This window comes from Kitasatospora sp. NPDC059646, assembly GCF_042734615.1.
In the GTDB taxonomy this organism is placed as follows: Bacteria; Actinomycetota; Actinomycetes; order Streptomycetales; family Streptomycetaceae; genus Kitasatospora.
In genome coordinates, this window is record NZ_JBHWDS010000049.1 from 15,697 (window position 1) to 31,253 (window position 15,557).

The 15,557-nt window shown below is 73.3% G+C and carries 15 protein-coding genes; 7 read left to right on the forward strand and 8 right to left on the reverse strand.

Annotation, left to right across the window (positions count from 1 at the left end; translation table 11 throughout):
* Nucleotide 1: 1 nt before the first annotated feature.
* Nucleotides 2-1,555, reverse strand: coding sequence for a dolichyl-phosphate-mannose--protein mannosyltransferase (locus ACFV1L_RS28130; RefSeq protein WP_380370853.1), 1,554 nt, complete (start codon nt 1,553-1,555; stop codon nt 2-4).
* Between the two features lie 195 nt (nt 1,556-1,750).
* Here ACFV1L_RS28130 and ACFV1L_RS28135 point away from each other — a divergent pair, with 195 nt between their 5' ends.
* Nucleotides 1,751-2,791: a MerR family transcriptional regulator gene (locus ACFV1L_RS28135; protein WP_380370855.1), complete on the forward strand. Its 1,041-nt coding sequence runs from the start codon at nt 1,751-1,753 to the stop codon at nt 2,789-2,791.
* A 144-nt stretch (nt 2,792-2,935) separates the two neighbouring features.
* Here ACFV1L_RS28135 and ACFV1L_RS28140 read toward each other — a convergent pair whose 3' ends face one another.
* A complete protein-coding gene (locus ACFV1L_RS28140; protein ID WP_380370857.1) occupies nt 2,936-4,210 on the reverse strand; it encodes an MFS transporter in 1,275 nt (424 codons plus the stop codon).
* Nucleotides 4,211-4,350: 140 nt separating this feature from the next.
* Here ACFV1L_RS28140 and ACFV1L_RS28145 point away from each other — a divergent pair, with 140 nt between their 5' ends.
* Complete coding sequence (locus ACFV1L_RS28145; protein WP_380370859.1) at nt 4,351-4,914, forward strand: MarR family winged helix-turn-helix transcriptional regulator; 564 nt, start codon at nt 4,351-4,353, stop codon at nt 4,912-4,914.
* Nucleotides 4,915-5,010: 96 nt separating this feature from the next.
* Here ACFV1L_RS28145 and ACFV1L_RS28150 read toward each other — a convergent pair whose 3' ends face one another.
* The 3 genes from ACFV1L_RS28150 to ACFV1L_RS28160 form a co-directional block, all read right to left on the reverse strand.
* Nucleotides 5,011-6,807: a glycosyl hydrolase family 18 protein gene (locus tag ACFV1L_RS28150; RefSeq protein WP_380370861.1), complete on the reverse strand. Its 1,797-nt coding sequence runs from the start codon at nt 6,805-6,807 to the stop codon at nt 5,011-5,013.
* 269 nt (nt 6,808-7,076) lie between these two features.
* Nucleotides 7,077-7,607, reverse strand: a complete 531-nt coding sequence (locus ACFV1L_RS28155) for a hypothetical protein (RefSeq protein ID WP_380370863.1) — start codon at nt 7,605-7,607, stop codon at nt 7,077-7,079.
* Nucleotides 7,608-7,636: 29 nt separating this feature from the next.
* Nucleotides 7,637-8,200: a DoxX family protein gene (locus ACFV1L_RS28160; protein WP_380370865.1), complete on the reverse strand. Its 564-nt coding sequence runs from the start codon at nt 8,198-8,200 to the stop codon at nt 7,637-7,639.
* Between the two features lie 118 nt (nt 8,201-8,318).
* Here ACFV1L_RS28160 and ACFV1L_RS28165 point away from each other — a divergent pair, with 118 nt between their 5' ends.
* Complete coding sequence (locus ACFV1L_RS28165) at nt 8,319-8,636, forward strand: barstar family protein (protein ID WP_380370868.1); 318 nt, start codon at nt 8,319-8,321, stop codon at nt 8,634-8,636.
* A 17-nt stretch (nt 8,637-8,653) separates the two neighbouring features.
* Nucleotides 8,654-9,292, forward strand: coding sequence for a MarC family protein (locus tag ACFV1L_RS28170; protein WP_380370870.1), 639 nt, complete (start codon nt 8,654-8,656; stop codon nt 9,290-9,292).
* A gap of 7 nt (nt 9,293-9,299) precedes the next feature.
* On the opposite strand, the gene ACFV1L_RS28175 is transcribed toward ACFV1L_RS28170, so the two are convergent.
* Nucleotides 9,300-9,734: an Lrp/AsnC family transcriptional regulator gene (locus tag ACFV1L_RS28175; RefSeq protein WP_380370872.1), complete on the reverse strand. Its 435-nt coding sequence runs from the start codon at nt 9,732-9,734 to the stop codon at nt 9,300-9,302.
* A gap of 165 nt (nt 9,735-9,899) precedes the next feature.
* Between ACFV1L_RS28175 and ACFV1L_RS28180 the strand changes: the two genes are divergently transcribed.
* Entirely contained in the window at nt 9,900-10,727 is an 828-nt protein-coding gene (locus ACFV1L_RS28180; RefSeq protein WP_380370875.1) for a tryptophan 2,3-dioxygenase, read from the forward strand.
* A gap of 11 nt (nt 10,728-10,738) precedes the next feature.
* Nucleotides 10,739-11,968 carry a kynureninase gene (kynU, locus tag ACFV1L_RS28185; protein WP_380370954.1) on the forward strand — a complete coding sequence of 410 codons (1,230 nt, stop codon included), beginning with the start codon at nt 10,739-10,741 and terminating at the stop codon, nt 11,966-11,968.
* A 90-nt stretch (nt 11,969-12,058) separates the two neighbouring features.
* Here kynU and ACFV1L_RS28190 read toward each other — a convergent pair whose 3' ends face one another.
* Nucleotides 12,059-13,741, reverse strand: a complete 1,683-nt coding sequence (locus ACFV1L_RS28190) for a choice-of-anchor A family protein (RefSeq protein ID WP_380370877.1) — start codon at nt 13,739-13,741, stop codon at nt 12,059-12,061.
* Between the two features lie 170 nt (nt 13,742-13,911).
* Between ACFV1L_RS28190 and ACFV1L_RS28195 the strand changes: the two genes are divergently transcribed.
* A complete protein-coding gene (locus ACFV1L_RS28195) occupies nt 13,912-14,571 on the forward strand; it encodes a 4'-phosphopantetheinyl transferase family protein (protein WP_380370880.1) in 660 nt (219 codons plus the stop codon).
* Between the two features lie 148 nt (nt 14,572-14,719).
* On the opposite strand, the gene ACFV1L_RS28200 is transcribed toward ACFV1L_RS28195, so the two are convergent.
* Nucleotides 14,720-15,505: an inositol monophosphatase family protein gene (locus ACFV1L_RS28200; RefSeq protein WP_380370883.1), complete on the reverse strand. Its 786-nt coding sequence runs from the start codon at nt 15,503-15,505 to the stop codon at nt 14,720-14,722.
* Between the last annotated feature and the right edge of the window lie 52 nt (nt 15,506-15,557).

Below are 15,557 nucleotides of genomic sequence, written 5' to 3' on the forward strand. Positions count from 1 at the left end.
CTCAGATCCAACTGGTGAACCACATCCGGTCGCGCCACTCGGACATCGGGATCACCTCCGCCGTGTACAGCGGGTGAAAGTACGCGAAGCACCCGACGATCGCCAGCACGATCAGCCCCGCCCCGGCCGCGCCCCACCGCCGCCGGCGCGGCGGGCAGCCCGCCGGGCCGAGCATCGCCCCCAGCATCTGCGTCACCGCCAGACAGAGGAACGGCACCAGCAGCACCATGTAGAAGGAGAAGGTGGTCCGGTGCTGGTACTGGAACCACGGCAGGTAGATCCCGGCGACCCCGGCCAGGATCGCGCCGGAGCGCCAGTCCCGCCGGAAGAACCACCGGTACAGCGCGTACGCCAGCGCGAAGCAGGCCGTCCACCACAGGAACGGCGTCCCCAGCGCCAGGATCTGGCTCGCGCAGCCGTCGGCGGAGGCGCAGCCGCGCTGCCCGTCCGGCACCTGCTCCCAGTACATGGACACCGGCCGGCTCTGCACCAGCCAACTCCACGGATTCGACTGGTAGGTGTGCGGGGACGACAGGCCGGTGTTGAAGTCGTACATCTGCGCGTGGTAGTGCCACAGGCTGCGCAGCGGCGCGGGCACCCAGCTCATCGACACCTGCGGCAGCGGAACGTCCACCAGCGGCGTCCGCTCCGGCGACAGCCCGGCCCGGCCGTCCGCCCAGTGCCGGCCGTACCCGCCGTCGGACGCGAGCCAGCCGCTCCACGAGAGCACGTACACCACCAGCGCACTGCCCACCATGGACAGCGCCGCCGGCCACAGGTCGCGCCGCAGCATCGACCGCCACGGGCGCCACGCACCGGCCGCCCGCCGGCCCGCCCGGTCCCACAGCAGGGTCAGCACCGTGAACACCGCCAGGACCTGCAGCCCGTTCCACTTCACGGCGCACGCCGCCCCCAGCAGCACCCCGGCGGTCAGCCGCCACGGCCGCCCGCCGAGCCGGACCTCGTCCCCGGCCCGGCCGCCCTCCGCCCGGGCGGCCCGCAGCAGGTCCCGGGTGCGGTCGCGGTCGATCAGCAGGCAGCCGAACGCGGCCAGCACGAAGAACGCGGACACCCCGTCCAGCAGGCCCACCCGGCTCATCACGAACTGCAGTCCGTCCACGGCCAGTAGCAGCGCCGCGACGCACCCCAGCAGCGTCGAGCGGAACAGCCGCCGCCCGATCCGCGCCAGCATCAGCACGCTCAGCGAGCCCAGCACCGCCACCACGATCCGCCAGCCGAAGGGGTGCAGCCCCCAGAACCGCTCCCCCACCGCGATCGCCCACTTGCCCAGGGGCGGATGCGCGACGAACGCCCCCTCCTGGCTGAGCGGGATCACCTGCGGCACACCGAGGATCAGCTCGTTGGCGTTGTCCGGCCACACCGCCTCGTAGCCCTGCTGCAGCAGCGACCACGCGTCCTTCGGGTAGTACGTCTCGTCGAACACGAAGGCGTTCGGGTACGGCAGGTCCCACAGCCGCAGCACCCCCGCGAACACCGCCACCCCGACCGGCCCCCACCACCGGAACCGGTCCCGCACCTCGGCCGCCTGCGCCATACCCTCCCCTGTCCGCCCGCAAGTTGACGACATGTCCGCAATGTCGCAAATCCTAGCCGGTGGCGAATGCGCGGACGGGAGCGGCAACCGGGGCGCGCGGGGACGCCTCCCGGCTCGCCGGGGCACCCGCCGCGGCCGGGCGCCCCACCGCTACCGTTTGACCCTCGACCTGGTCGAGGGCCCAGGGTCTACCGCGTGGAGAGCACATTGCGCAGCATCGGCGAGATGGCCCGGGCCAGCGGCCTGAGCGTCAGCGCCCTGCGGTTCTACGACGGCGCCGGCGTCTTCGCCCCCGCCGTCGTCGACCCGCACACGGGCTACCGCTGGTACGCGGACGAGCAACTGCCGGACGCCCGGCTGCTGACCCGCCTGCGTCGGGTCGGCATGCCACTGGCCGGGATCACCCGCGTCCTGACCGGCACCCCGGCCGAGGCCCGCGCCGAACTGGACGCGCACCTGCGCCGGCTGGAGGACGGCCTGTCCGATGCCCGCCGTGAACTCTCCACGGTCCGTGCCCTGCTCGACTCGAGGGAGTCCCCCATGCCGCAGACCCGACTGACCGTCCCCGCCGCCCGCCTCGCGGCCGCCCTGGACGCGGTGCGCTTCGCCGCCCCGGCCGACGCCGCCGCCCCCGCCGTCGCGGGGATCTTCCTGGACGCGGAGGACGGCGTGCTGCACCTGGTCGCCACCGACCGCTACCGCCTGGCCGTCGCCGACTGCCCGGCCGCACTGGCCGGCCCGGCCGCCTCCGCCCTGCTGCCGACCGCCCTGGCGGACGCCGCCCGAGCCCTGCTCGACGACGCCGACGAGGCCGAACTCGTCCTGGACGGCGGGCAGTTCACCGTCCGCGCCGGGGGCCGCGAGCTCTCCGGCGCGCCCGCCGACCACGACTTCCCGGACTACCGCCGCCTGCTGCACCTGGAGCCCACCCACCGGCTGACCCTGACGGCGGACCAGCTGCACAGCATGCTCACCGCCGCCGAGCCGACCGTCGAGACCCGCTCCCAGGACGGTGTCGACTTCCCGGTGAGCGCCCTCACCGCGACCGCGGCCGACGCCCTTCCGGGCGCCTCCCCGGCCGAGCTGCTGGTCCACGTGAACCGGGACTTCCTGCTGGAGGCGGTCGGCGGCGCCGACCAGCTCGTCCTCGAACTCGGCGGCCCGATCGCCCCGTTGGCGATCCGCTTCCCGTCCCGGGAGGACACCTTCTCGCTCCTGATGCCCACCCGGCGCTGAACCCCGCCCCGCCGCTGCCGGCCCGGGCGTTCCCGGGCCGGCAGCGGGATCCACCCGCTGCCGACCGACGACGGCCGGCCCGCGGCCTTCACCGAACGGCTCCTCGGCGACCGGACCGCGCGGAGCCGCCGCGCCGGTGACCGGTCAGGCCACCGCCTCCAGCTCCCGCAGCTCGCGCTGCGGGACGTTCAGCACCCGGACGTTGTCCTGCGCCGGCGTCAGGTGGCCGCGCAGGCGGACCGCCAGGGCGACGATCAGCAGGGTGCAGGCCGCCATCGAGGCCAGGTAGAGCGGCCAGGTGCCGGAGCCGACCAGCAGCACGCCGACGGCGGGGCCGACCGCGACGGCGGTCTGCTTCACCAGCGCGTAGCCGGAGTTGTAGGTGCCGAGCAGCCGCGCCGGGGCGAGGTCCGCCACGATCGGGCCCATGGTGGGGGCGAGCAGCGACTCGCCCACGCCGAACAGGGCGTAGATCGCCACGACGGCGACGGTCGCGGCCAGCTGGTCCTCGCGGATCAGGCCGGCCACCAGGGCCATGCCCCAGGCGGCGAGCCAGACCACGCCGGCGGCGGCCATCGCGGTGGTGCGGCGGCGCCGCTCGGTGATCCGGACGACGAACATCTGCAGCACCACGATGGTCAGCGCGTTGGCGCCGATCGCCAGGCCCAGGGTGGAGGGCGCGGTGCCGACGGTGTCGGTGGCGAACGCGGCGACACCGGACTCGAACTGGCCGTAGCAGGTGAAGAAGATCAGCCCGGCGAGCAGGCAGAGCCGCAGCATCGCCTTGTCGGCGACCAGCGCCCGCAGGCCGCTGCCCTTCGCAGCGCCGGCCGGCCCGGCCGGCTCGACGTCCGCCGCGGGCATCCGCGCGGTGCCGGTGACGGCGGCCAGGCCGAGGAAGGTCAGCGCCTCGATGGTGAACAGCCTGGTCAGGCTGGCCGGGTCGGCGGTGTCGACGATCTGGCCGCCGACCAGCGCGCCGATGCCCATGCCCAGGTTGACCAGGGTGAACTGGAGCGCGAAGGCGCGCGACCGCTCGGCCTTGCGGGTGCAGCGGACGATCATCGTGGCCAGCGCGGGCTGGCAGGTGGTGACGCCGGCACCGAACAGGAAGGAGGAGATCAGCAGCGCGGGCGTGCTCGCGGCCTGGCCGAAGGCGAACGCGCCGGCGGCGGCCATCGCGGTGCCGGCCAGCAGCACCGGGCGCGGGCCGTACCGGTCGATGCCGCGGCCGGTGAACGGCAGCACGGCCAGCGCGGCGAGCGCGAACACGGTGAACACCGCGCCCGCCGCCGCGGCGCCGAGGCCCCGCACCTGGTCCACGTACACGAACATGTACGGCAGCGTGAAGCCGCTGCCGAATGCGCTGAGCGCGTTGCCGATCTGGACGCGACGCAGTCGGCCGCCCCACTCCTTCACGTGACACCCCTCGAAAGACACGAAGCCGGGCCCTCGCAGCCCCGGCTTTACCCCGTAAGATTTCAGACCTAAAGTCTATGCATGGAAACCTTAAGGAGTCAAAGGCTTAACGGCTGCACCATGCGTGGAACAATGACCGCATGAGCGCACGCAGAGCGGAGCCCGCCTCCGCCACCGAACTCGGCATCGCCGAGCAGGTGGCCCTCTACCAGCGGGAGTTCCCCACCGTGGATCCCCAGGTGGAGACCATCGTCTCCACCCTCTCCCGGCTCTCCCGCCGGATGAACGTGGCCTACAGCCGCCAGCTGGCCACCCTCGGCATCACCAACGCCGAGTGGGAGGTGCTCAAGGCACTGGTGTTCGCCGGCAGCCCGTACCGGCTCGGCCCCGGCGAGCTCGCCAAGCGCCTCGGCCTGACCCCGGCCGCGATGACCCACCGGATCGACCGGATGGTCACCGAGGGCCTGGTCACCCGGGAGCGCGACGAGGCCAACCGGGTCCGGGTGATCATCGAGCTCACCCCGCTCGGCCGCGACAAGTGGCTCGAACTGATGCGGATGGCCGCCGTCTTCGAGGCCGACCTGCTCCAGGACGTCACCGGCGACGCCCGCCCCGAACTGGCCGCCACGCTCACCCGGATGCTCCGCCGCATCGAGGAGTCCCAGCCGGACGCCCTGGGCCGCACCGACGACCTGACCTGCTGAGCCGCCCCGGGCTACCGCGGGAAAGACGGACGAGGGGCGCAGGGAGAGAAGATCTCCCTGCGCCCCTCGCGTTCAAGGGCCGCTACTGATCAGCCGTCAGCAGGCGCCGTTGTCGGTCCACACGCCCCACGCGCCGCTCAGGCTGGGGTCCTCGTTGGTGGTCCACCACTTGTTGGTGTAGTAGTGGCCCTTCCACGAGACCTTGGTGGGGGTGGCGTACACGGCGGCCGCGCTCCAGCTCGGCGCACCGGAGCAGGTGCCGGCGGTGGCGGACTGCGACGGCGAGGCCGAGGCGGACGCCGACGCGGAGGCCGAAGCCGACGCGGAGGCCGAGGCGGACGGGCTGGCCGACTGCGAGGCGGAGGCCGAGGCCGACGGGGTCGGGGCGGCCGGGCAGTTCGCGGCGGAGCCGTTGGTGGCGCTCACCATCTTGTCGAACAGGGCGGTCTGGGTGCCCAGGTCGTACATCGAGAAGGCGAAGGAGCCGCCGAGGCCGTTGCAGTGCGCGTAGTCGAGCTTGGCCTGGATGGACTGCGCGTTCTCGCCGGACCAGAAGGTGGTGCCGTCGTAGAAGTACGCGGCCTTCGCGGCGTCGTCCCAGTAGGTGTAGGACGGGTTGTCGACGAATCCGTTGAGCTCCTTGAACATCCGGATGCCGTTGACGTTGCCGGAGTAGCTGCCGCCGGCCGCCGGGCCGGTCGCCTTCTGGAACAGGCCGTGGTTGCTGCCGGCGGTGACGCCGGTCCAGCCGCGGTAGTAGAACGGGATGCCGACGTTGATCTTCTTCGCCGGGAAGCCGCCGGGGATGCCGTACTGCGGGTCGCCCACCGTGTACGCCTTGATGGCGTTGTCCAGCGAGTACTTGCCGTTGCCGCCCGGGACCGGGTTCATCGGGTCGTTCGGGTTGGTGTAGATCGGGGCCTGGTGGTTGGTCGGGCCCTGCGCCTCCCAACCGCCGTGCATGTCGTACGTCATGATGTCGAGGAAGGTCAGGTACTGGCCGATCTTGTCGGTCTCGACGTACTTGATCTTGTCCTGACCGGCGCCGACCGCGGCCGCGAGGCTGTAGGTCTTGCCGTCCGTCTTGCCCTGGGCGTCCAGCTGGCTGCGGAACTCGGCGAGCAGCGAGGTGAAGTTCTGCTTGTCGTTCGGGGAGGAGTGGTTGCCGGTGTGGCCGTTGCCGCCCGGGTACTCCCAGTCGATGTCGATGCCGTCGAAGATGCCGGCGCCGGTGCCCGGGCCGCCGTAGCCGCCCTGCACGGGCAGGTTGCCCTTGATGTACAGGTCGACGCAGGAGGAGACGAACTTCTTGCGGGACGCGTCGGTGGCGGCGGCGTCGGAGAAGTACTTCGAGTAGGTCCAGCCGCCGATCGACAGCAGCACCTTGAGGTTGGGGTTCTTCGCCTTCAGCTTCTTCAGCTGGTTGAAGTTGCCCACGATCGGCTGGTTCCAGGTGTCGCCCACGCCGTCGACCGAGATGTCGGCGCCGAAGCTCTTCTGGTAGTCGGCGAAGGAGTCGCCCGCGCCGTCGCCCGCGTTGGGGTCGTCCTCGTTCTGCGACGCGGCCTTGTTGGCCTCGAAACAGGTGAGGTTGGTCGGGTCGATGTTGCCGAAGTCGTAGATCAGGTAGTCGAGCTTCCCGGCGGCGCCGGTGTCGTTCACGGTCTTCAGGTAGTAGGCGTTGGTGTAGATCGACCACTGGTCGAAGTAGGCCACCTTGATGCCGCCGCTGGTGGCGGGCGCGCCGGTCGAGTTGGTGGGGGCCGCCTGGGCGGTGCCGCCGGACAGCGCCAGGGTGCCGCCGAGCAGCAGCGAGGCCGCGGTGCCGGCCGCGAGCGCGGCCCAGCCCTTGGGCCGCCGCGTGGGCGACTGGGGGGAAACGGAACGAAGCATGGCTGCGAGACTCCTGGTTGTGGGGGTCCTGACAAACCCGGGTGCGAACCGTGCGAGGTGGGGCCGCACAGCCAGGGGGCATGACAGGGGAATCGAGCTTTGGCCTGCACAAACGCGAGGTACGGGATAAGCCGAACCGGCGCCGGTGGTCTGAACCACCGGCGCCGGCCCAGGGGCTCCCTGCACCTGCCAAGTAAAATGGACTAGACCAACTCGGGCGTCAAGAGCGGGATCTGACGCTTACGCCCCGCTTAAGGTTCGGTGTCCGGTCAGTACCGCAGCGCATTCGCCACCACAGCCGTCACAGGACCGTTCAGCGAGCGGTTGCTCCGTGCCGTGGCCTGCGACGTCGCCCCCGCGGCCACCTCCGGCACGCTCACCACGGTGGCGTCCAGCAGGTTCCCCGACGCGTCGTCGAAGTTGACCTGAATCGTGTACTTGCCGGGCTGGGAGCCGTGGTTGGTGACCGTCAGCGTCGCCTCCGCCTTCCCGTCCGACCCGGTGGTCGCCGCTCCCACCGCCACGTCGTCCTTCGCGTTCAGCCCGCCCTTGACGCTCGCCAGCGCCGAGGACGCGGCGGCCGCCGCCGAGGACGCCGCCGAGGCGCCCGCCGAGGCCGCCGCCGAGCCGATCTTGGCGGTCGCCGACTCGGCGGCCGAGGCCAGCGCCGACTTGGCGCCCTGCAGCGCCGAGGACACCTCCGCGGTCGGCTTGCCCTCCGAGGTGCAGCCGGCCAGCGCCGCCGAAGCCAGCAGTACGGCCGCCGTCCAACCCGCGGCCGCCCCGATCCGTCGCTCCATCGGTGAATCTCCCTGTCTCGTCGCGGCGCTCAGGAGAGCCCGGTGCCGTTCTCGTGGGCCGCCTCGTCCGCGGCCCGCGCCTCCCGCCTGCGCACCACGTCCTGGCGGCGCGACACCACCACCACCGCGCCCAGCGCGCTCGCCGCGAACGCCAGCACCCCCATCCAGGGGCGGCCCAGCGCGTGCCCGGACACGGCGTCCACCGAGTAGCAGCCCGGGCCGGACACCGCCAGCGCCAGGCCGCAGGCGCCCAGCAGCGCCGGGTACTCGTAGCCGCCGCCGTGCGCGAAGAACCCCGCCGGGTAGTGCACGGCGATCGCGCCCGCCATCGTCCCGGCGACCACCGACCCGGCGACCGGCGTGGCCAGGCCCGCCGCCAGCAGCGCGCCGCCGCCCGCCTCGCCGAGGCCCGCCGCCAGCGCGTTGCGCCGGCCCGGCTCGAAGCCCATCTGCTCCATGGCCTGCGCGGTGCCCTCCGGGCCGCCGCCGCCGAACCAGCCGAACAGCTTCTGGGCGCCGTGCGCGAACAGGACACCGCCCACGGCCGTGCGCAGTGCCAACAGGCCGAGATCCTTGCGGTGCAGACTGGTCATGGTGTTGCCCCTGGTGTGGAAGAGAAGACCGTAGGGCCCATCCCAGCGTGCGCACCGGCCCCGTTCGACCCGGCGAACCCATCCGGGCGACCCGATCCACCCCGCAGGGAGACTCCCGATGCCCACCGCACCGCAGCCGCCCGAGTACGTCCTGCACGGCGACCGGGTCACCGACGAGCCGGCCTTCTGGGCCGAACTCGGCCGCGCCGTGCACGCCCCGGACGGCTACTACGGCCGCAACCTGGACGCCCTCGCCGACGTGCTGCGCGGCGGCTTCACCCCCGAGCCCCCGTACGTCCTGATCTGGCGCCACGCGATGGTCTCCGCCCAGGCCCTCACCCGCCGGGTCACCGGCCCCGACGACGAGGAGCGCTCCTACTTCGACGCGATCCTCGACGTGCTCCGCCAGGGTGGCGTCGTCGTCCGGCTGCGCTGACGGCCCATCATGGGGCCATGTCGGCGATCACCCTGAGCACCGTCTTCGTCACCTTCTTCGCCGTGGTCGGCCCGCCCAAGGTGCTGCTGGCCTTCGCCCGGCTCAGCCAGACCCGCACGCTCGCCGAACTGCGCCGGCTCACCCTGGTGTCCTCGCTGGTCGCGGCGCTGGTCGGGCTGGCGCTGGCGTACACCGCGGACTTCACGGCGGCGCTGTTCCACATCTCCGACCAGTCGCTGCAGATCGCCGGCGGGGTGATCTTCTTCATCTACGCGGTGGCCCTGGTGCTCGGCGTCCACCTCGGCGGCGGCAGCAGCGAGGGCCACCTCGCCAACCCCCTGGCCGACGGCATCCGCGAACTGCTGCTGCCGTACGTGGCCAGTCCGCTGGCGATCACCGCGCTGCTGGTCGAGTCGCTCACCCGCGACAGCCTCGAATGGCACTCCACGGTCGCCGCCATGTACATCGCGGTGATCGCCGTCGACTGCGTGTGCGTGCTGCTGCTCGCCCCGCTGCTGCGGGCCAGCCGGCGCACCTCGCTGGAGGTGGTGTCCCGACTGCTCGGGCTGCTGCTGGCCGCCGTCGGCGTGGAGATGTTCCTGTACGGCCTGGAGAGCCTCGGCGTGCACCTCGCCCCGTCCGAGAACGGCTACTGACCGCCCGTCAGGACGCCTGGATCGCCCGCCACGGCACCGGGCTGGACAGGATCATCGAGCTGGTCGGCTGGCCGTAGCCGCCGAGCCGGTCGGTCAGCCGCTCGAAGGCCGGCATGTCGGGGACGCCGACCAGCAGGACGCAGCACGCGCCGCCGGTCACCCGGTGCAGCTGGAAGACCTCCGGCCAGTGCGCCACCTCCGGGTCGCGCAGCACGCAGCGCGGCCCGTAGCACTGCACCGTCACCAGGGCCATCACGGCCGCGCCGGCCTTCGCCGGGTCCAGGTGCGCGTGGTAGCCGGTGATCACGCCGTCCGCCTCCAGCCGGCGGACCCGCTCGGCGACCGCCGGCGGGGACAGGTTCACCCGGCGCGACAGCTCGTTGTACGACAGCCGGGCATCGGCCTGCAGCTCGGCCAGCAGCAGGCGGTCCACCGCGTCCATCGTCGGCTCCTTTGCGTTCGTCAGGCGATCGGGGCGCAGCGCCTTTCGAACAGCAGGCCATTGCCGCCGATCGGGCTACGACGCCCATTCAAGTGCAGGCCGCCGCGCCGCACAATGGTGGCGCCCGCCGCACCCCGGAGCGGGCGGAACCAGGAGGTACCGGCCATGACCGGGCAGACCCACCGGCCCAACCTGCGGTTCGGCGACGAGCAGGCACCCGACGCGACCACCCCGTACGCCCGGTACGTGCGCCTGTCGGAACTGCACTCGCTCCAGCAGCCCCGCAGCGCGGAGCCCTCGGAGTACACGTTCATCGTCACCACCCAGGTGATGGAGCTGCTGTTCGACCTGCTGCACCGCGACTGGACCGCCGCCCGCGCCGCGCTCCGCGAGGACGACCTGCAGGCCGCCGGCGACGCGCTGCGGCGCGGCCAGCACACCCAGGACGTGCTCGTCTCGTCCTGGGACCTGCTGGCCGCCATGACGCCCGCCGAGTTCAACTCGTTCCGGCCGGTGCTCGGCGAGGCCTCCGGCTTCCAGTCCTCGGCGTTCCTGCGGCTGGAGTTCCTGCTCGGCAACAAGAGCGAGAACCTGCTCACCATGTACCAGGACTCCCCCGCCGAGTACGACGACCTGTTCGCCGAGCTGCGCACCCCCAGCCTGTACGACGAGGCGCTGGCCGTGCTGGCCCGGCGCGGCCTGACGATACCCGCCTCCCCGGCCGCCGCCCGCCGCCCGCACGACGACGCCGTCGAGGCCGCCTGGCGCGCCGTCTACACCGACCCGGAGCTCGCCGACCTGGCGCGCCTCGGAGAGGCGCTGCTCGACACCGCGGAGCGGGTCACCCGCTGGCGGCAGCGCCACTACTCCGCCGTGAAGCGCACCATGGGCGGCAAGCCCGGCACCGGCGGCTCCAGCGGACTGAGCTGGCTGAAGCACTCCGCCGACCAGGACGTCTTCCCCGAACTGTGGTCCGTCAGGAACGAACTGTGACAACGCACATGATGGCTCCCACCCGCGAGCAGTGCGCGGCCCTCGACGCCGCCGACCCGCTGCACCCGCTGCGCGAGCGCTTCACGCTGCCCGAGGGCGTGCTCTACCTGGACGGCAACTCGCTCGGCGCGCTGCCCCGCCACACGCCCGCCCACCTGGCGAAGGTGGTCGCCGACGAGTGGGGCACCGGGCTGATCCGGTCCTGGAACGACGCCGGGTGGTTCCACCAGCCGGGCCGGCTCGGCGACCGCCTCGGCGCGCACCTGCTGGGCGCGGCGAACGGCCAGGTGGTGGTCTGCGACTCGACCTCCGTCAACCTGTTCAAGGTGCTCGGGGCGGCCCTGCGGCTGCGCCCCGGGCGCGGCGCCCTGGTGGCCGAGCGGCACGCGTTCCCCACCGACCTGTACATCGCGGACGGCCTGGCCGGCCTCCACCCGGGCACCCGGCCGGTGCTGCTGGACTCGGCGGCGCAGCTGGACGCGGTGCTCGACGAGGACACCGCCGTGGTGCTGCTGTCGCACGTCGACTACCGCACCGGCGAGCTGCTGGACATGGCGGCCGTCACCGAGCGGATCCACCGGGCCGGGGCGCTCGCCGTCTGGGACCTGTGCCACACCGCCGGCGCGCTGCCGATCGAACTCGACGCCGCCGGCGTGGACTTCGCGGTCGGCTGCGGCTACAAGTACCTGAACGGCGGCCCGGGCGCGCCCGCCTTCCTGTACGCGGCCGAGCGCCACCACGCGGCCGCCCGGCAGCCGCTGACCGGCTGGTTCGGCCACGCCCGGCAGTTCGACTTCGAGCCCGGCTACCGCCCCGCCGAGGGCGTCACCCGCTTCCTGACCGGCACGCCGCCGGTGCTCGGCCTGGCCGCACTGGAGGCCTCGCTCGACGTGTGGGAGCTGGCCGACCCGGCCGCGGTGCGCGCCAAGAGCCTCGAACTCACCGACCTGTTCATGCATCTGACGGCCGATCTGGACGTCGAGGCGGTGACGCCCCGCGACCCCGCCCGGCGCGGCAGCCAGGTCGCGCTGCGGCACCCGGAGGGCTACCGGATCGTCCAGGCGCTGATCGCCCGCGGCGTCATCGGCGACTTCCGGGCTCCCGACCTGATGCGGTTCGGCTTCACCCCGCTGTACCTGTCCCGGACGGACGTGCACGACGCGGCGACGGCGCTGCGCGAGGTGCTGGCCTCCGGGGAGTGGCGCGAGGACCGCTTCGCCCGGCGCGGCGAGGTCACCTGACGGCCCGTCGGACACGCCGGAGCGGCCGGAGCCCCGCGGGGTTCCGGCCGCTCACGCGTTCTTCAGTTGTCGGCCGTCCGCCTCGGGGCGTCAGTGCCGGCGGCTGCGACCGCGGCGCGCGAAGGCGAACACCGCGCCGCCCAGGCCCAGCAGCACCGCGGCGGCACCGGCCACCGGGGCGACCAGGTCACTGCCGGTGTTCGGCAGGTGGCCGCCGGGGTGGGTGGTCTCCACGCTCGGCGAGGGCTTGTTGTGCTCGTGCGTGTGCGAGGGCGTGGGGTGCTCGCTGTGCTCGTGCGTGTGCGAGGGCGTCGGGTGCGGGCTGTGGGTGTGGGTGTGCGACGGCGTCGGGTGCGGGCTGTGGGTGTGGGTGTGCGACGGCGTCGGATGCGGGCTGTGCGTGTGCGTGTGCGACGGCGACGGGTGCGGACTGTGCGTGTGCGTGTGCGACGGCGACGGGCTCGGCGGGCAGTCCGTCTCCGACGGCGACGGGTGCGGACTGTGCGTGTGGGTGTGCGACGGCGTCGGAGTCGGCGGGCAGTCCGTCTCCGACGGCGACGGGTGCGGACTGTGCGTGTGCGTGTGCGACGGAGTCGGAGTCGGGCTCGGCGTCGGCGTGGGGCTCGGCGTCGGCGTGGGGCTCGGGCTGGGGGTGGGGCTCGGGCTCTCGGTGGGGCTGGGGCTGGGGCTCGTCGGCGTGGGCGACGGGCTCTCCGCACAGGTCGGCAGGTCGCCGTTGAACGGGTAGGCGTGCAGTTCGGTGCCCGCGGAGCCTTCCTGGACCAGGTTGCCGGCGAGGTACACCCGGCCGTTGGTGCCGGGGGTGGAGATGGTGACGGTGCCGGCCGGGTTGCCCGCCATGATCGAGCCCTGGAACTGGGCGCCGCCGGAGATCGTCGCGTTCGCGGCCTCCGGGAAGTTCCACATCAGCAGCGGCTGCATCTCCGTCAGCTGGTCGCCGGGGAAGCCGCTGCCCGTGTTGGTGCGGATCAGCACCGGGTCCGGGCCGACCATGTTGACGATCACCGTCGCGCCGGCCGGGATGCCGGCGAAGACGATGTCGCCGGCGGCGGTGTCGCTGCCGATGTTCCGGTCGACGTTGAAGACCTGGCGCATGCTCCGGCCGTCGCCGACGAAGGTGTACAGGTTGCCCTCCACGAGCAGTTCGCCGGTGGCGGTCTGCTCGCCCATGCAGCTGGAGTGGCCCTCGATCACCGGGGTGAGGCCGGCGAACGGCTCGATCGCCGCCGGGTCCTGGCGCAGTGCGCCGGGGGGCGCGAACTCGACGGTGCCGGTCTCGGTGGTGCCGTAGACCATGTTGCCCCAGCGGGTCTCCTGCGAGTCGACGCCGCCGATCGCCACCCGGTTGCCGGGCAGGATGTCGACCGCGCCGCCGACCGTGACGTGGTCGGTGCCGGTCGGCGGGGCGACCCGGGAGCCGACGCCGACCACGCCCATGTTGAACAGGCCGCCGCCGTCCTTGTTGACGACGAGGTCGTGGACGGTGACGATCTTCCCCTCGGCCTCGGCGGACCGGCCCTGCACGGTGTAGTCGCCGCCGACGAACACGTTGATGGTGCTGTCGGAGCCGGCGAAGTCGCCGTTGTTCAGCGGTGGGAACGGATCGGGACAGGTGCCGACGCACGGCCCGAGCGGCGGGGCCAGCTGGTCCGCCTGTCCGATCGAGGCCAGAGTGATCACTGGAGCGGCGGTGAGCACTGTCACCGCCGCAAGCCGGGCCATCCGGTTCTTGGTTCGGATGCCGTGTCGCACGGACACCCCTCTCGTTGACGGTCGGTCAGTCCGCGGGCAGCAGACACCGTCAGCAAAAGCGCCGAACCGGCACGAACCGGACCTCCGGCCCCGGACACGCCGAAAACTCATTCGAACGGGCTAGGTTGGCAGGACAACCGGTCACGGCGCCCGCACGGACAAGGAGACCTGTGTCGAACCACCCGCTCGCCCTGCTCGCCACCACGGCCGAGGTGCTGGCCCGCCCGGACGCCGACGAACGGCTGCTCAGCGACGTCGAACGCGCCCGCGCCGACCGGTTCCGCCGTCCCGCCGACCGCGACGACTACCTGGCGGCCCACCTGCTGGTCCGGTACTGTGCGGCCGCGCATCTCGGCATCGACGCCGCCGAGGTCGCGTTCGGCCAGCAGTGCCCCGGCTGCGGGCGGACCGGCCACGGCCGGCCGCTGCTCACCGACCGCCCCGGCGTCCACCTGAGCCTGTCCCACACCGGCGGGACCATCGCCGCCGCGGCCGGCCCCGTCCCGGTCGGCGTGGACGTCGAACACCTGGGCCCGCGCGCCAACGACCCGGCCGCGCTCGGCCACGTGCTCAGCCCCGCCGAGACCGAGCTGCTCCGCAGCCACCCGGACCCGACCCGGGCGTTCCTGCGGCAGTGGGTGCGCAAGGAGGCGATGATCAAGCTCGGCCGGGCCACCCTGGACACCCTGCCGCAGCTCGACCTGTCCGCACTGCCGCTCGACCCGCCCCTCCGGCACCGGCACGGCGACCTGCACTACCTCGAACTCACCACCCCGGACGCGGTGTTCACCGCGGCGGCCACTCTCCCGCCGGAGCTGGGCAGGCTGTGACCCCGGTTCCCAGACCGCTCCGCGTCGAGCGGCGCCGGCCCGGAGCAGGGGCTCGGGAAGCGCCGACCACTCCCCGTTCCGGGCCGATTGACACCACGTCCGCCCGGTGGCGGTGACGGCCCCGCCGGGCCGGTCGGCCGCCCCGTGGTCACACCGGCCGCAGCACGTCCAGGAGTTCGGCGTGCACGCCGGGCGCTGCGGCGACGAAGGACGGCGCGGACGGCGTCCACGGCCGGCCCTCGGCGTCGGTGACGGCGGCCCCGGCCTCGGCGGCCAGCAGCGCGCCCGGCAGCAGGTTCGCCGGGTCGGCGCCGAACTGCCAGAACAGCGCCAGGTGTCCGGAGGCGACCTGGGCGATCTGCAGCGCCGTCGGGCCGAGGTTGCGCACCGCGAGGACGCGCGGCAGGACGGCGGCCAGCGAGGCCCCGGCGGCGTGCAGCGCCCGCGGGTCGCGGCCGACCAGCGGCGGCTGCGAGGTGGCGGCGACCGCGCCGGCCAGGGTGCGCGGACGCGGCGCGCAGGGGCGGCCGTTCAGCCGGGCGCCGCCGCCGGCGGTCGCCGTGTGGGTGGTGCCGGCGAGCGGCGCGTGCACCACGGCGAGCACGGGCGCGCCGTCGCGCAGCAGGGTCGCGGTGACCGCCCACTGCGGCAGCGCGCTCAGGTACTGCACGGCGCCGTCGGTGGCGTCGCACAGCCACCACTCGCCGCTGCGCGGCACGTCCTGCTCCCATTCGCCGTCCAGCCAGCCGGCCGCCGGGCGCAGCGCGGTGAGCCGTTCGCGGAGCAGGGCGGCGGCGGGCCGGTCGATCGCCTCGAACGCGGCGTGCGCCTGCTGCGGAGTGGCGGCCTCGACGGGCTCGGCGGGCTGACGCTCCCTCAGCCGTTCTCCGACCTCGCGCAGGGCCTTCTCGGTGCCGGCCAGGACGTCCTTCACGGTGGGTGCTCCTTCGGTGCGACGGGCCTCCAGGAGTACCGTCAGGGCGGCG

Bases quoted from the DNA above. Each gene is read 5' to 3' on its own strand.
- ACFV1L_RS28170 (WP_380370870.1), top strand. From the start codon at position 8,654: ATGTCGGCGATCACCCTGAGCACCGTCTTCGTCACCTTCTTCGCCGTG.
- ACFV1L_RS28130 (WP_380370853.1), bottom strand. From the start codon at position 1,555: ATGGCGCAGGCGGCCGAGGTGCGGGACCGGTTCCGGTGGTGGGGGCCG.
- ACFV1L_RS28150 (WP_380370861.1), bottom strand. From the start codon at position 6,807: ATGCTTCGTTCCGTTTCCCCCCAGTCGCCCACGCGGCGGCCCAAGGGC.
- kynU (WP_380370954.1), top strand. From the start codon at position 10,739: ATGGCTCCCACCCGCGAGCAGTGCGCGGCCCTCGACGCCGCCGACCCG.
- ACFV1L_RS28145 (WP_380370859.1), top strand. From the start codon at position 4,351: ATGAGCGCACGCAGAGCGGAGCCCGCCTCCGCCACCGAACTCGGCATC.
- ACFV1L_RS28160 (WP_380370865.1), bottom strand. From the start codon at position 8,200: ATGACCAGTCTGCACCGCAAGGATCTCGGCCTGTTGGCACTGCGCACG.
- ACFV1L_RS28165 (WP_380370868.1), top strand. From the start codon at position 8,319: ATGCCCACCGCACCGCAGCCGCCCGAGTACGTCCTGCACGGCGACCGG.
- ACFV1L_RS28180 (WP_380370875.1), top strand. From the start codon at position 9,900: ATGACCGGGCAGACCCACCGGCCCAACCTGCGGTTCGGCGACGAGCAG.
- ACFV1L_RS28155 (WP_380370863.1), bottom strand. From the start codon at position 7,607: ATGGAGCGACGGATCGGGGCGGCCGCGGGTTGGACGGCGGCCGTACTG.
- ACFV1L_RS28175 (WP_380370872.1), bottom strand. From the start codon at position 9,734: ATGGACGCGGTGGACCGCCTGCTGCTGGCCGAGCTGCAGGCCGATGCC.